This window comes from Streptomyces sp. NBC_01197, assembly GCF_036010505.1.
Classification (GTDB): Bacteria; Actinomycetota; Actinomycetes; order Streptomycetales; family Streptomycetaceae; genus Streptomyces.
Window position 1 is genome coordinate 2,687,756 of record NZ_CP108569.1, and the last position, 14,384, is coordinate 2,702,139.

At 71.6% G+C, this 14,384-nt stretch carries 15 protein-coding genes; 9 read left to right on the forward strand and 6 right to left on the reverse strand.

The window, feature by feature from the left end:
• Nucleotides 1–137: 137 nt before the first annotated feature.
• Entirely contained in the window at nt 138–1,367 is a 1,230-nt protein-coding gene (ilvA, locus tag OG452_RS12070; RefSeq protein WP_327295627.1) for a threonine ammonia-lyase, read from the reverse strand.
• 168 nt (nt 1,368–1,535) lie between these two features.
• Between ilvA and OG452_RS12075 the strand changes: the two genes are divergently transcribed.
• The 3 genes from OG452_RS12075 to OG452_RS12085 are packed head-to-tail and all read left to right on the forward strand — an operon-like array spanning nt 1,536 to nt 2,864.
• Nucleotides 1,536–2,039, forward strand: a complete 504-nt coding sequence (locus OG452_RS12075; protein WP_327295628.1) for a MarR family winged helix-turn-helix transcriptional regulator — start codon at nt 1,536–1,538, stop codon at nt 2,037–2,039.
• Between the two features lie 43 nt (nt 2,040–2,082).
• A complete protein-coding gene (locus OG452_RS12080; RefSeq protein WP_327295629.1) occupies nt 2,083–2,616 on the forward strand; it encodes a sigma factor-like helix-turn-helix DNA-binding protein in 534 nt (177 codons plus the stop codon).
• The gene (locus tag OG452_RS12085) at nt 2,613–2,864 is read left to right on the forward strand and encodes a hypothetical protein (RefSeq protein ID WP_327295630.1); all 252 of its coding nucleotides are present in this window, start codon (nt 2,613–2,615) and stop codon (nt 2,862–2,864) included. The genes OG452_RS12080 and OG452_RS12085 overlap by 4 nt, the downstream gene beginning before the upstream one ends.
• A 68-nt stretch (nt 2,865–2,932) precedes the next feature.
• Here OG452_RS12085 and OG452_RS12090 read toward each other — a convergent pair whose 3' ends face one another.
• Complete coding sequence (locus tag OG452_RS12090) at nt 2,933–4,090, reverse strand: cystathionine gamma-synthase (RefSeq protein ID WP_327295631.1); 1,158 nt, start codon at nt 4,088–4,090, stop codon at nt 2,933–2,935.
• A 51-nt stretch (nt 4,091–4,141) separates the two neighbouring features.
• Between OG452_RS12090 and OG452_RS12095 the strand changes: the two genes are divergently transcribed.
• From OG452_RS12095 to msrA, 3 genes are all read left to right on the forward strand, one after another.
• Nucleotides 4,142–5,254: a hypothetical protein gene (locus OG452_RS12095; protein ID WP_327295632.1), complete on the forward strand. Its 1,113-nt coding sequence runs from the start codon at nt 4,142–4,144 to the stop codon at nt 5,252–5,254.
• 104 nt (nt 5,255–5,358) lie between these two features.
• Nucleotides 5,359–5,481, forward strand: a complete 123-nt coding sequence (locus OG452_RS12100; RefSeq protein ID WP_327295633.1) for a hypothetical protein — start codon at nt 5,359–5,361, stop codon at nt 5,479–5,481.
• 55 nt (nt 5,482–5,536) lie between these two features.
• Nucleotides 5,537–6,208, forward strand: coding sequence for a peptide-methionine (S)-S-oxide reductase MsrA (gene msrA, locus OG452_RS12105; RefSeq protein WP_327295634.1), 672 nt, complete (start codon nt 5,537–5,539; stop codon nt 6,206–6,208).
• A 77-nt stretch (nt 6,209–6,285) separates the two neighbouring features.
• Here the strand turns inward: msrA and dnaN are convergent, their stop codons facing one another.
• Nucleotides 6,286–7,401, reverse strand: coding sequence for a DNA polymerase III subunit beta (gene dnaN, locus OG452_RS12110; RefSeq protein ID WP_327295635.1), 1,116 nt, complete (start codon nt 7,399–7,401; stop codon nt 6,286–6,288).
• Nucleotides 7,402–7,663: 262 nt separating this feature from the next.
• Between dnaN and OG452_RS12115 the strand changes: the two genes are divergently transcribed.
• Complete coding sequence (locus tag OG452_RS12115) at nt 7,664–8,893, forward strand: L,D-transpeptidase (RefSeq protein WP_327295636.1); 1,230 nt, start codon at nt 7,664–7,666, stop codon at nt 8,891–8,893.
• Nucleotides 8,894–9,045: 152 nt separating this feature from the next.
• On the forward strand, nt 9,046–10,548 hold the full coding sequence (locus OG452_RS12120; protein ID WP_327295637.1) for a hypothetical protein: 1,503 nt from the start codon (nt 9,046–9,048) through the stop codon (nt 10,546–10,548).
• A 75-nt stretch (nt 10,549–10,623) separates the two neighbouring features.
• Here the strand turns inward: OG452_RS12120 and OG452_RS12125 are convergent, their stop codons facing one another.
• Nucleotides 10,624–11,670, reverse strand: coding sequence for an NAD(P)-dependent alcohol dehydrogenase (locus OG452_RS12125; RefSeq protein ID WP_327295638.1), 1,047 nt, complete (start codon nt 11,668–11,670; stop codon nt 10,624–10,626).
• A gap of 160 nt (nt 11,671–11,830) precedes the next feature.
• On the opposite strand from OG452_RS12125, the gene OG452_RS12130 reads away from it, so the two are divergent.
• Nucleotides 11,831–12,691, forward strand: coding sequence for a helix-turn-helix domain-containing protein (locus OG452_RS12130; protein WP_327295639.1), 861 nt, complete (start codon nt 11,831–11,833; stop codon nt 12,689–12,691).
• Nucleotides 12,692–12,774: 83 nt separating this feature from the next.
• On the opposite strand, the gene OG452_RS12135 is transcribed toward OG452_RS12130, so the two are convergent.
• Both OG452_RS12135 and OG452_RS12140 read right to left on the reverse strand, forming a co-directional pair.
• Nucleotides 12,775–13,536, reverse strand: a complete 762-nt coding sequence (locus tag OG452_RS12135) for a group II truncated hemoglobin (RefSeq protein WP_327295640.1) — start codon at nt 13,534–13,536, stop codon at nt 12,775–12,777.
• Nucleotides 13,537–13,682: 146 nt separating this feature from the next.
• Nucleotides 13,683–14,366 (reverse strand): ABC transporter ATP-binding protein, encoded by a 684-nt coding sequence (locus tag OG452_RS12140; protein ID WP_327295641.1) that lies wholly within the window; start codon nt 14,364–14,366, stop codon nt 13,683–13,685.
• Between the last annotated feature and the right edge of the window lie 18 nt (nt 14,367–14,384).

Genomic DNA, 14,384 nt, shown 5'->3' on the forward strand with positions numbered 1-14,384 from the left:
AACGCGATGTATCGCGTCTCAGTAGAGGTTTCCTCGTTTTCCGGTGGAACCAGGCAGATCCGGCAGTGCGGGAGGCCCCCCACAGCGGTCCCCCGCCGTGGGGGGCCTCCCGCACTGCCGACCCGCTCCCGTCGGCCTCACCCGATGACGGTGTACCCCGACTCCCGCAGTGCGGCGCCGACCTCGGTGCAGTGCTCGGGGCCCTTCGTCTCCAGGTGCAGCTCCACCTCGACCTCGCTCAGGCCGAGCCGCGGATCGGTCCGCACATGGCTCACATCCAGCACGTTGGCGTCGGCCACCGAGAGCACGCGCAGCAGCGTCGCGAGCGCTCCGGGGCGGTCGGTCAGCCGGAGCCGCAGCGACAAAAAGCGGCCCGCGGCCGCCATCCCGTGCGTGAGGATGCGCTGCATCAGCAGCGGGTCCACATTGCCGCCCGACAGCACCGCGACCACCGGCCCCTCGAACGCCCCGGGGTCGCTCAGCAGCGCGGCGACCGGGCTGGCACCGGCCGGCTCCACGACCATCTTGGCCCGCTCCAGGCAGAGCAGCAGCGCGCTGGACAACTCGTCCTCGGAGACCGTACGGACCTCGTCCACCAGATCCCGGATGATCCCGAACGGCACGTCCCCCGGGCGGCCCACCTTGATGCCGTCGGCCATCGTCGCCATCGCGTCGATCGACACCGGGCGCCCCTCGGCGAGCGAGGGCGGATACGCGGCGGCGTTCGCCGCCTGCACGCCGATCACCTTCACATCGGCCCGCAGCGCCTTCACCGCGACCGCGATGCCCGCGGCCAGCCCCCCGCCGCCGATCCCGACGACGATCGTCCGCACCTCGGGGCACTGCTCCAGGATCTCCAGGCCCACCGTGCCCTGCCCGGCGATGATGTCGGCGTGGTCGAAGGGGTGGATGAAGACGGCGCCCGTCTCCCGCGCGTACTCCTGGGCGGCGGCGAGGGTCTCGTCGACGACCTGCCCCTGCAGCCGGACCACGGCGCCGTACTCACGGGTCGCGGCGACCTTCGGCAGCGGGGCGCCCATCGGCATGAAGACCGTGGAGCGCACCCCCAGGAGCGACGAGGCGAGCGCGACGCCCTGCGCGTGGTTGCCCGCGCTGGCAGCGACGACCCCGGCCGCGCGCTCCTCGGGGGTCAGCCCGGCGATCCGCACATAGGCGCCGCGCAGCTTGAACGAACCGGTCCGCTGGAGGTTCTCGCACTTGAAGCGGACCGGTGACCCGACGAGACGCGAGAGATGTCTGCTGCCCTCGACCGGCGTCGTCCGTGACACCCCGGAGAGCATCTTCTGTGCTCCGAGGACGTCGTCAAGGATCAGCGGCGGCAGGGGGTGTGACGTACCGAAGCTCATGGCGCCAAGTCTCGCAGCTCGGCGCCGTCCCGGCCGCCGGAGCCGACGGCCCGGCAACGGCTCGGCCGTCATGTTCGCAACGGTTGAAGCAGCGCAGGTACGGGCCCGCTCCGGGCCGCGTACTCTGTCCCCCACTGTCCTTCCACCGCACGAAGAGAGCCCCCGGCCATGCCCCTTTCTCAGGACATGACTTCTGATATCGACCCCGGCTTCCTCGATGCCCTCCAGCACCAGGTGGCCCTCTTCGCCCGTCGCGCCGAGCAGACCCGGATGGGAGGCGTCGGCCAGATGCGCAACTCGATGGACCGCGCGGCCTACCTGCTGCTCAACCGGCTGGACCGGGAAGGTCCGATGGGGGTGAAGGCGCTGGCCGCCAGCATGGGCATCGACTCCTCGACAGTGACCAGGCAGGTCGCCCCGCTCGTCGACACCGGTCTGGTCAAGCGCACCTCGCACCCCGAGGACGGGCGTGCGGTCGTCCTGCAGCTGTCCCCGCGCGGCGAGACCCGCCTGGAAGAGGTGCGCTCCTCGCGGCGTGAGCTGATGGCCCAGGTCACCGAGGGCTGGACGCAGGAGGACCGTGAATCCTTCTGCACGTTGCTGACCCGCTTCAACTCGTCGCTCTCCACCCGTACGGCAGGCCCCCAGGAGCCGGGCGCGCCGAACTCTTGACCGGGTGCCGCGGCCTGCTCTCAGATGAGAGCAGGGAGGCACTGTGCGGGAGCGGACAGCAGCACGGGAACGCCGCCGCGACGAGGAGTTCGAGTCCTTCGTCGCGGGCGCGGCCGGACGGCTCCTCCATGCGGCCGTACTGCTGACGGCCGAGCCGGCGGGCGACACCCCGCGGGCGCGGCGGCTGCTGCTGGCGGCGCTCTCCCATACGTACGCGCACTGGGACCGGCTGCACGGCGACGACCCGTACGAGCACACCCGTCAGGAGCTGGCGGCCCGTTTCGCCCACAGCGCCTGGCGCCACCACCGGCCGCAGCTGCTGGGCCGCCTGCCGGGACGGGCGGCCGGACCCGGCCCTGCGAACCCGGCGGGCGGCGGCGTACTGGGGCGGCTGAGTCCGCAGGAGCGCCTCATCGTGGTGCTGCGGCTGTACGAGGGGATCGCCGAGGAACAGGTCGCCGCTGCGGTGGGGCTGCCTGCCGAGCGGGTCCGGGCGATCTGCGGCCATGCGACGGCGACCCTGCGCAGTACCCCGCAGCAGGCCGCGCCCCGGCTGCCCGAGGTGGCGACGCCATGAGCCTGCCGGACCGCAAGGAGGAGATGGTCCGGCGGATGCTGAAGGGGCCGCATCCGCCGGTCCCCGCCGACCTGGCGCTCCGCGCGGCGGAGCGCGGCACCCGGATTCGGCGCCGCCGCACGGTGGCCCGGAGAGTGGTGTGGCTGCTGCTGACGACAGTGCTCGTGGTGTTCGTGGTGTGGGCGACGCTGACCCAGCCGTGGGCGCCGCCCCCGGCCCGGACGACCCCGCCGGTGGAGGGCTACTGAGAAGCGGGGGCGGCCTGGACGCGGGTGGCTGGGGGCCGGCAACCACCCGTATCCAGGCCCGGCAGCTGTCAGCCCAGTGCCTGCTGAAGATCCGCGAGCAGGTCGTCGGCCGACTCGATGCCCACCGAAAGCCGTACCAGGTCCCCCGGAACCTCCAGCGCCGAACCGGCCACCGACGCGTGCGTCATCCGTCCCGGGTGCTCGATCAGCGACTCCACCCCGCCGAGCGACTCACCCAGCGTGAACAGCTTCGCCCGGTCGCAGACCGCGACCGCCGCCTCCTCGCCGCCACTGACGCGGAAGGAGATCATCCCGCCGAACGACCGCATCTGCTTGGCCGCGATCTCGTGGCCGGGGTGATCGGGCAGCCCCGGGTAGAGGACGCCGCTGACCTTCGGGTGCCGGGTGAGCATCTCCGCGATCCGGGTGGCGTTCTCGCTGTGCCGGTCCATCCGTACGGCGAGCGTCTTGATCCCGCGCAGCACCAGCCAGGCGTCGAACGGCCCGCAGACCGCGCCCATCGCGTTCTGGTGGTACGCCAACTCCTCACCGATCTCGTCGGTGTTGGCGACCAGCGCACCGCCGACCACGTCCGAGTGGCCGCCCATGTACTTGGTCATCGAGTGCACGACGACGTCCGCGCCGAGCGCGAGCGGCTGCTGGAGGTAGGGGCTGGCGAAGGTGTTGTCGACGACGAGCTTCACACCGGCCGTGCGCGCAACGTCGGCGACCGCCGCGATGTCCGTGATCCCGAGCAGCGGGTTGGAGGGGGTCTCCACCCAGATCACCTTGGTACGGGGGGTCATGGCGGCCCGCACCGACGCCGGGTCCGAGGTGTCGGCGACCGACCACTCGACGCCCCACCGGGACACGACCTTCGCGAACAGCCGGAAGGTGCCGCCGTACGCGTCGTTCGGGATGACCACGTGGTCCCCCGGCGTCAGCAGCGTACGGAGCAGGCAGTCCTCGGCGGCGAGGCCGGAGGCGAAGGCGAGCCCCCGCCGGCCGCCCTCCAGGGCCGCCAGGTTCTCCTCGAGTGCGGTACGGGTCGGGTTGCCGCTGCGGCTGTACTCGTAACCGCCGCGCAGCCCGCCCACGCCGTCCTGCTTGTACGTGGAGACCTGGTAGATGGGAGGCACGACCGCACCGGTGAGGGGGTCGGCGGTGTTCCCCGCGTGAATGGCGAGGGTCTCGAAATTCTGGTGCACGCTGTGCTCGTCGCTCATGAGCACCGAGGGTAGTGGTCAGATGTCGGTCGTGTCTGGTTCGCTTGACTCATGGAGATTCTCTGGTTCCTGCTCGCGGTGTGCATGTTCGCGGCAGTGCTCGGCCCGTTCCTGCTGCGCGGACGCGGCGGTATCCACCAGGTGCTGCCCGGCTCCCCGGACGCCGCGGACCCCGACGCCTACGGGTTCCTGCGCCAGGAGGAGCTGGACATCCGGCTGCCGGGTCCGGACCAGGATCTGCTCGATGTGCTGGAGGTGGTGCAGCACACCCAGAACTGGCGGCCCGCCGCCAAGCTGCTGGCGGATACGGCCGCGCAGGGCGAAGTGCGCTGGCAGCGGGTGCAGGCCTTCGCGGGGGCGGCCTCGCTCGAACTGTCGCAGCGGCCCGGCGTCGGCGGGGCCTGGCTGCGCAACTGGCGCTCCGAGGCCCCCAAGGACGCGGGCGCGGCCCAGGTGCACGCCGCCTTCCTGGTGCAGCAGGCATGGCGCTCCGAGTCACCCGGCGACGCCCGGACTGACGACTTCCGGATCCTCCTGGAGGAGGCGCACACCGTCTGCGGCGAAGCGGCGCTGCTCGCCCCCGGCGACCCCGTCCCGTACATCGTGGAGCTGGCCGTCGGGCGTGGACTCGCCTACCCCGAGCCGCAGTTCGAGGAGTTGTGGGCCAAGGTGATCGACCGCGCCCCCGAGCACCTGGGGGCGCATCTGGCCGCACTGCACTACTGGTGCGAGAAGTGGCACGGCTCCCGGGACCGGGCCGACGAGTTCGCGCACGCGGCGGCGGCCCGCGCGCCCCGCGGCTCGCTGCTCGCCGCGCTCCCGCTCTTCGCCGTGTACGAGCACCTGCCCGAGGTCACGCTGGTGCGCAGCTTCTACCAGAGTGCGGTCGTCACCAGGGCGGTGGAGGGAGCGATGCACGCGGTGCACACGGCCCGCGCCGACGACCCGATGCTCGCGCACGTACGGCATCTGCTGGTGCTCTTCCTGGTCCGGTCCGAACGCTGGTCGGAGGCGATGAACCAGCTGGTCCGCATCGACGGCCATGTGGGGGCGCTGCCGTGGACGCTCGACCAGGACCCGGCCGCCGTGTACGCGGTGTACCGGGCGCTGGCGGTCGCGGGGTACGAGGCGAACGGCGGCAGCCCGGCCACCCTCCCCCGCTGAGTAGGCTGACGGCACACCGCACGGCACCCCGCGCCGCCCAGCCGCAGCGCAGACCCGCACCGCACACCCGCACGCGGGAACCCGAAGAGGAATGAGCGAGCCCGATGACACGCCTCATACCGCTGGTCCTGATCGGCTTCGGCGTCTACTTCTGGCTCCGGTCCAGGAGGAAGACGGCGGCGTGGCTGGAGCGCAGGACGTCGTCCGACGACCGGCAGGAATCCTGACCGGGGCCCGTGCGTTGCACGGGGTGCACCCATACTCCCCGAGGAGCCGCAGCCGATGTTCCTGAACCGCACCCCCCAGCTCCCCACCCCTGACCAGGTCCTGAAGGGCCGGGACACCCCGGAGTTCGAGCTGCCCGCCCGCCACACGGTCCTGGGCAGTCCGCTGGCCGGCCCGTACCCCGCGCACCTGGAGACCGCCGACTTCGCCCTCGGCTGTTTCTGGGGCGCCGAGCGCATCTTCTGGCAGACGGAGGGCGTCTGGACGACGCTCGTCGGCTACCAGGGCGGCTCCACGGCAAACCCGGCGTACGAGGAGGTCTGCTCCGGCCTCACCGGTCACACGGAAGCGGTCAGGGTGGTCTTCGACCCGGAGGTCGTCCCGTACACGACCCTGCTCAAGATCTTCTGGGAGTCCCACAACCCGACCCAGGGCTTCCGCCAGGGCAACGACGTGGGCACCCAGTACCGCTCGGCGATCTACACCCACTCCCCGGCCCAGGCCGCCGCGGCGGCCGCGTCCCGCGAGGCGTACCAGCAGGTCCTGACGGGCTCGGGGTACGGCACGATCTCGACGGAGATCCAGCCGGCCGAGGGGCGCGAGTTCTACGCTGCCGAGCCGTATCACCAGCAATACCTGGACAAGAATCCGGCCGGCTACTGCGGGATCGGCGGGACGGGCGTGAGCTGCCCGATCGGTGTGGCCAAGGCCCCGTCGGCGGACGCCTGAGGACGCTGAGCAGCGCCCGGCGGCAAGGGGCGGAGCCCGGTCGCGCACCGCCCCGTATCGCCGTACCGGCCCCCCGGTCACACCAGCGGCTTCACCGACATCAGCAAGTGCCGGTGGGACACGTCAGGTTCGGCGTCCGGGGCGGCGAGACCGGTCAGCAGGGCCCGCCGGCCGGGGCCGAGCAGGTCGAGCCGTACGGAGTGGCTGCCCATGGCGCTCAACGCGTCCGTCAGATAAGCCGGGTTGAAGGCGACCGTGATGTCGTCGGCACCGTCCAGGCGGGCCGGCAGGCGCTGCGATGCCACGTCGTCCTCGTAGCCCGCGTGCAGATGGACCGCTCCGGGTGAGAAGTCCAGGCGTACGGGGCTCTCGCCATCGGCGACCACCGCGACGCGTCGGACCGCCTCCAGCAGCGGGGCGCGCTCCGTCACCGCGACGACCGGGCTCTCCATCGTGAACAGCTTGTCGTGGCGCGGCAGCCGGCCGTCGAGCAGACGCACCGTCGTCCGCATCCCGGCGTTGCCGAAACCGATGGAGCCGTCTCCCAGGGCCACCCGGGCCGTCCCCGTACGGCTGAGGGAACGGGCGATCTCGGCCAGGCGGCGGGCCGGTACGACGACATCGGCCGGGGCGGCGCCGGAGTCCGGTTCCCAGCCGAGCGTGCGCACCGCGACGCGGTAGCGGTCGGTGGCGGCCAGCGTCATCGTGCCGCCCTCCAGGCTCACCCTGATCCCGGTCAGCACCGGCAGGCCGTCGTCGCGGCCGGCGGCCACCGCGACATCCGCGACCGCCGCCGCGAACTCGGCCGCGTCCACCACCCCGCGCAGCTCGGGGAGGTCCGGGAGGGCCGGGTAGTCGCCGAGCGGCAGCAGGGAGAGCCCGAAGCTGGTTCCGGCGCCGGTCACCGTGAAGCGGGACGCCTCGACCGCGCACTCGACCGGCCCGTCGGGCAGCACCCGGCAGATGTCGAGCAGCCTGCGCCCCATGACGAGAGCCTTCCCCGGCCGCACGGTGTCCACCGGCACGTCGATGCAGGCCGACGCCTCGTAGTCGAGGCCCGAGACGCGCAGCGTGGGGCCTTCCGCCGCCAGGAGCAGCCCGCCGAGCACGGGCATCGGCGACCTGGCCGGGAGCACCCGGGCCGCCCAGGCCACGGTCTCCGCGAAGGTGCTGCGGTCGGTACGGAACTCCATGGTGGGGCGCCTTCCCTGTCGGTGTTGCCGGGCTGGTCCGGGCCGACGACCGCCCGGAATCCGTGACCGTACCGGCTGCCACTGACAGTCCCGCCGGGGCGGACGCACCCCCCGGTAGGCGCAACCAGAAGTGTCACTCCGCGTCAGCTGCCGCAGACTGCAGACAGAAAGCCAGCCGAAAGGCAACCGAACGCCGACAGGACGCGCCAAGTCCGGGCAACTCGCCTGGCCGCCCTTCCTCGTCGCAGTGGAGGCGAGAGCTTTGATACCGATCAGCCGCACTCGGATCCGGTGGGCCGTACTCCTGGCCCTGCTCAGTATCGGAGCGCTGGCGCTCGCCGCCTGCTCCGCGGGGTCCGGCGGCAGCGGCGGTACGAAGACCCCGCAGCCCACCAGTACGAGTACGCCCCGGGCCCGGATCAGCACCACACCCGGGGACGGAGCCAAGAACGTCGGCATCAATACCGGGGACATCCAGGCCGCCGTCGAGAACGGCACCCTGACCTCGGTCACTCTGACGGACCAGAACACCGGCCGGGCCGTACCGGGTGAGATGGCCACGTCCAAGGTCTCCTGGCGGCCCGGGAAGGGTCTGGACCGCGGCACGCCGTATGTGCTCACCGCGAAGGCCAAGGACCCGGGCGGCAAGACCCTGGCGAAGATCGCCCACTTCACCACCGTCTCCGAGGCCAATTCGGTGATCGCGTTCTTCACCCCCGAGCCCAGCGCCAAGGTCGGTGTCGGCATGGAGGTCTCCTTCAACCTCGACAAACCGGTGAAGAACGAGAAGGCCGTCGAGTCGGCCGTCAGCATCACGTCGAGCGGCGGCGAGGAGGCCGTGGGCCACTGGTTCAGTCCGCAGCGGCTGGACTTCCGGCCGAAGCAGTACTGGACGCCCGGGTCGGTCGTGGAGGTGCGGCTGAAGCTGGCCGGCGTCGAGGTCTCCCCCGGTGTGTACGGGGTGCAGGACAAATCGTTCTCGTTCACCGTCGGGCGGTCGCAGATCTCCACCGTGGACGCGGCGAAGCAGTCGATGACCGTGGAGCGCGACGGCAGCCCGCTCAAGACCATCCCGGTCTCCAGCGGCTCCCCCGCCCACGGCACCTACAACGGCACGATGGTGATCTCGGAGAAGTACCAGCAGACCAAGATGGACAGCACGACGGTCGGGCTCGGCAGCGAGTACAACATCCCGGACGTGCCGCACGCGCAGCGGCTGACGCGTTCGGGGACCTTCATCCACGGGAATTACTGGGCCGCACCGAGCACGTTCGGCGCGCAGGCCACCAGCCACGGCTGCGTCGGGATGCGGGACGCGCAGGGCGGTACGGACACCTCCACCCCGGCCGGCTGGTTCTACACCAACTCGCTGGTCGGTGACGTGGTCATCGTCAAGAACTCGGCGGGCGGCGGCAACGTCTCCCCGGACAACGGCATCAACGGCTGGAACCTCCCCTGGAACAAGTGGACGGCGGGCAGCGCGCTGAAGTGACCGGGAACCACCGGGGCTTCGAGCGCCGCACCCCCTAGGGTTTCCCCGTGGGGATGACTGAGAGCGTTGTCAGGCTGCGCGCCGGGGGGAACACACGGCCCGGGCGGTGCTCCGGAGCGACTTCCGGACGGACTTCCGGCCGGTGGTGGTTCGTGCCGCTGGTGGCCACCGGCTGTGTCCTTCCGCTGTACGCGGTGTGGGCGGCGGTGCTGGCCACCGGGGGCGGGGATCTGGCCGCCCAGTTCGCCTGGGCCGGCTTCGCGTCGCGGCATCCGGCGTCGGCGTACAACCTGTTCTGGTACGGCGGGACCCACACCGCCAACTACAGCCTGCTGACGCCGTATCTGATGGCCTGGTGCGGTGCCAGGACCGTCTCCGTACTGGCCGGGCTGGGCGGGACCTGGGTGCTCTCCCGTCTCGTCGTACGCACCGGTGTGCGGTGGCCGCTCGCGCCCGCCCTGCTCGGTGCGCTCGCGCTCTGGTGCAACGTCGCGTCCGGCCGGACCACCTTCGCGGTGGGGGTGGCGATCGGGCTGCTCGCCGTGGTGTGGCTCGAGCGCCGGGTCGCGGCGCCCGTGTGCGCGGCGCTGGCGACCATGGCGAGTCCGGTCGCCGGGCTGTTCCTGGTGGTCCTCGCGGGGGCCCTGCTGCTCGACCGGCAGTGGCGCCGGGCGCTGGGGCTCGCGCTGCCGCCGTTCCTGGTGGTCGCCGCGACGACGCTGGCCTTCCCGTTCCAGGGCGAGCAGCCGATGGCCGCCGGGAAGCTCTGGATGCCGCTGGTCGCGTGCGCCGCGCTGGGAATCGCCGCGCGGCACCGGCTCGTGCGGTGCAGCGCGCTGGTGTACGGCGTCGGCGTCGTCCTGACGTATCTGATCCCCTCGCCCATCGGGACGAACGTGGAGCGGCTCGTCGGTCTGGTGGGCCCGGTGGTGCTGCTGGTCGCGGTACTCGCCGAGCGCACCCGGGTGCGGTGCGCCGTGCTGGTCGCCGCGCTCTGTCTCAACTGCTACTGGCTCGCCGACAAGACCGCCGACGATCTGCGGGTCTCCACCACCGTGCCCGCCTGGGCCGCCGACACGCACGGGGTCGTCACCGCGCTGGACGGGCTGCGCGCCGACCGCACCCGGGTCGAGGTGGTGCCCGCGCGCAACCACCGCGAGGCCACCCTGCTCGCCCCGCACGTGAACATGGCCCGCGGCTGGAACCGGCAGCTCGATGTGGAGCGCGGGCGGCTCTTCTACGACGGGTCGCTGACCGCCGCCACGTACCGGGCCTGGCTGGACCGGTTCGCCGTCGGGTACGTCGTGCTGCACGACGGCCGTCCCGACGGCCCGGCGGAGGCCGAGGCCGCTCTCGTACGGTCGCGGCCGCACTGGCTCCAGCCGGTCTGGCACGACGCGCACTGGCGGATCTACCGGGTACGCGGCGCGGCGCCGCTGGTGGAGGCGCCCGCGAGCGTCGTGAGCGGCGGCGACGCGAAGCTGGTGGTGCATGTGCCGCGGCCGGGGACGGTGACCGTACGGATCGCGTACTCGCCCTGGCTGCGGGCGAGCGGCGGCGGGTCGGTGCACCGGCACGGGCAGTGGACCGGGCTGACGGTGCGGCGTCCGGGCGACTACCGGCTCGGCTCCGGGTACCGCGCGCTGGTGGGCTGAGCGGGCTCTGCTGTTCTGCGTCCGCCTCCGGGGCCGGGACCGCGGCCCCGGAGGAGTGGGGAGCCCGGCGGTACGTCAGATCGTCGCGGTGTCGATCACGAAGCGGTAGCGCACATCGCTGCTGATCACACGCTCATACGCCTCATTGATCCGGTCGGCGCCGATCACCTCGATCTCCGCGCCGAAGCCGTGCCCGGCGCAGAAGTCCAGCATCTCCTGGGTCTCGCGGATGCCGCCGATGCCGGAGCCCGCGAGGGTCTTGCGGCCGCCGATGACCGAGAACAGGTTGAGCGAGACGGGCTCCTCGGGAGCGCCGACGTTGATCATCGCGCCGTCCGTCTTGAGCAGGCTCAGATACGAGTCGAGCGGGAGCGGCGCGGAGACCGTGGAGATGATCAGGTCCAGGGTGCCCCGCAGCTCGTCGAAGGTCTTCGGGTCGCTGGTGGCGTAGTAGTGGTCGGCGCCCAGTTTCAGCCCGTCCTCCTGCTTGCGCAGCGACTGGCTCAGTACGGTCACATCGGCGCCCATCGCGTGCGCGATCTTGACACCCATGTGGCCGAGGCCACCCAGGCCGACGATGGCGACCTTCTTGCCGGGCCCGGCGTTCCAGTGGGCGAGCGGCGAGTATGTGGTGATCCCGGCGCAGAGCAGCGGCGCGGCCACGTCGAGCCCGATGCCCTCCGGGATGCGCAGGGTGTAGTTCTCGTCGACGACTATGTGCGTGGAGTAGCCGCCGTAGGTGGGCTCACCCTGCTTGTCGAGGGCGTTGTACGTGCCGGTGTTGCCCTTGGCGCAGTACTGCTCAAGACCGGCCTTGCAGTTGTCGCACTCCCGGCAGGAGTCGACCATGCAGCCGACACCGACCCGGTCGCCGACGGCGAACTTGGTGACCCCGGGGCCGACCTCCGCGACGATTCCGGCGATCTCGTGGCCGGGGACCATCGGGAAGATGCCCTCGCCCCAGCCGTCCCGGGCCTGGTGGATGTCGGAGTGGCAGATACCGGCGAACTTGATGTCGATCAGGACGTCGTGCTCGCCGACCGGCCGGCGCGGCACGGTGGTGCGCTCCAGCGGGGCCTTCGGGGCGGGGGCGGCGTACGCGGCGACGGTGGTGACAGTCATCCGGAAACGTTCTCCTCAGAAAAAATACGGTGGTCGCCCCAGCCTGCCTGATGGTTCAGCGTTCACACACAGCCTGCCGTCTCCCTGCTGTGCCTACGTCCGCCGTGCGTACCACTGGCAGGGTCAGGATGGTCCGCGTACGACCACGGATACTGGACGCATGGACCAGCGTGCCGAACTCAGTGAATTCCTCCGTTCCCGCCGGGCCCGCCTCCAGCCGCAGGACGTGGGCCTGCCCGCGCTGGGCAGGCACCGCAGGGTTCCCGGGCTGCGGCGCGAGGAGCTGGCGCAGCTCGCCGGGGTGTCCGTGGCGTACTACACCCGGCTCGAACAGGGCCACGGCAGCAATGTCTCCAGCGATGTTTTGGACTCCGTGGCGCGGGCGCTGCGGCTCTCGGACGCGGAGTGCGCGCATCTGACGCACCTGGCGGGTCCGAAGCCGCGGAAGAAGCGGGCCGCTGCGGCCAGGCCCCAGCGGATGCGGCCCGAGCTGCAGCATCTGATGGACGCGATGGACGGTGTGCCGGCGTACGTCCTGGGGCGGCGGATGGACATCCTCGGCTCGAACCGGCTGGCGCGGGCGCTGTTCGGCGACTTCACGGCGCTGCCGGCCGAGGAGCGCAATATGGCGCGGATCGTGTTCCTCGATCCCAACTCCCGTGATCTGTTCACCGAGTGGGAGTGTGTGGCCGCCGAGATGGTGAGCGCGCTCCGGTTGTTCGCGGGCTGCTTCCCCGACGATCCTCAGCTGTCCGCACTGGTGGGTGAGCTGTCGGTCAAGAGCGACGAGTTCCGGGTGCTGTGGGCGGCGCACACCGTGCGGGACAAGGGGCACTGTGTGAAGCGGCTGCACCATCCGCTGGTGGGCGCACTGACGCTGGCGTACGAGACGCTGAATCTGCCGGGCGACCAGGAGCAGAGCCTGATCGCCTACCACGCGGAACCGGGCTCGGACGCGGTGGAGGCGCTGCGGCTGCTGGCGTCCTGGGGCGTGGACGAGACACCGCACCTCAGCCGCTAGGCGCGGCACCGCGACCCGGTGCGGACCGTACGGCCACGACCCGGTGCGGACCGTATCGCCACGACCCGGTGCGGCGGCCCGGCTCACGGCCGGTACGGCGGCGCGACCCCCCAGCCCCAGTGCGGTACGGGCGCGCGGCGCGGCGGTTCGGCGCCCGGCGCGGAGTTGGCGACGGCGAACCGGGTGCCCCACTCGATATAGGCGGTGAACGCCGACCTGAACTCGGGGTCGTCCGGCAGCCCCACCTCGTCGGCCGTGTCCATCAGCAGCGAGATCCAGCGGCGGCGCTGCGGCTCGCTGATGTTGCGGCCCAGGTGGTGGCCGAGCATCGCGGGGTAGCCGCCGTGGTGTTCGGTGTACTCGGCGGGGCCGCCGAAGACCTCGCCGAGCCAGAGGGCCACATGGGCGGGGTGGTCGGCGGACATCCCGGCGAAGAGCGGGCCGATGAGCCCGTCCTTGAGCACATGCACGTAGAACGCCTCAGTCAGCCGCCGCAGCGCCTCGCCACCGCCGGCCCACTCGTAGAGGGTGGGCACCGCCGCGCCCTTGCCGTGCACCGCCGTCGGCTCGTAGTGGCGCATCTCCTCGATCTGCTCGACGTAGGGCCGGATCTCGGCGAAGAAGGCCCGGAACTCCTCGCTGCCCCGGAAGCGGTCGATATGGTCATCGGCCGAGGTCCAGGTGATGCGCAGGATGTAGGCGGCCGGCTCATCGGTGCAGCGCGTCAGTTCGTAGTCGGCGCAGTACTCGGACCGGGCCAGCGGGACGGCGGCCCGCGCGTAGGCCGCTTCGAACGCGGCGGTCCGGCCCCCGGGAATCAGGTAGCGGATGTACTCGACGGTCATGCGGCTCTCCCGGCGGGTGCGGCGGATACGAGCGGTGCGGGGCCTCGCGCGCGGCCGGCCCGCCGACAGGTTAGGTCCGGCCTGCCGGAGGAGGCCGGACCCGCCGCGCCGCCACGCGGACCCGGGCATGATTCAAACGAAAGACCCTAAGCCGCCGCGTTCTCGGTGATGGTGACCTTGCCCTTGCGGATGGTCGCGACCCGGGGCGCCCTGCGGGCGAGCGCCGTGTCGTGGGTGACCATGATGAACGTCAGCCCGTGCTCCTTCCAGAGCACTTCCAGCACCTCCATGATCTCGTCGCGCATCCCCTCGTCCAGGTTGCCCGTCGGCTCGTCGGCGAGCAGCACCTTGGGGTTCTTGACCAGCGCGCGGGCGATGGCGACGCGCTGCTGCTGACCGCCCGACATCTCGGACGGGAGGTGCCCGAAGCGTTCGGCGAGGCCGACGGAGTCCAGGGCGTCCGCCGCCCTCCCGCGCCGCTCGGACGGCCTGAGGCCGAGCGGTACGAGCGCGGTCTCGACGTTCTCCTGGGCGGTGAGTGTCGGTATCAGGTTGAAGGACTGGAAGACGAAGCCGATGTTCTGGGCGCGCACCTTGGTGAGCTTGGCCTCGCTGAGCTTCGCGAGGTCCACCCCGTCCAGTACGACGCTGCCTTCGGTGGGCCGGTCGAGGCCGCCGAGCATCTGGAGGAGGGTGGACTTGCCGCCGCCAGTGGGGCCCTGGATGACCAGCCGGCCGCCGTCCTCGATGGTCAGGTCGACGCCGGCGAGCGCGTCGATGCTCTTCTTGCCGCGCTGGTAGCGCTTGGTGACTCCGCTGAGTTCGTACATGGAACGGTCTCAACTCCT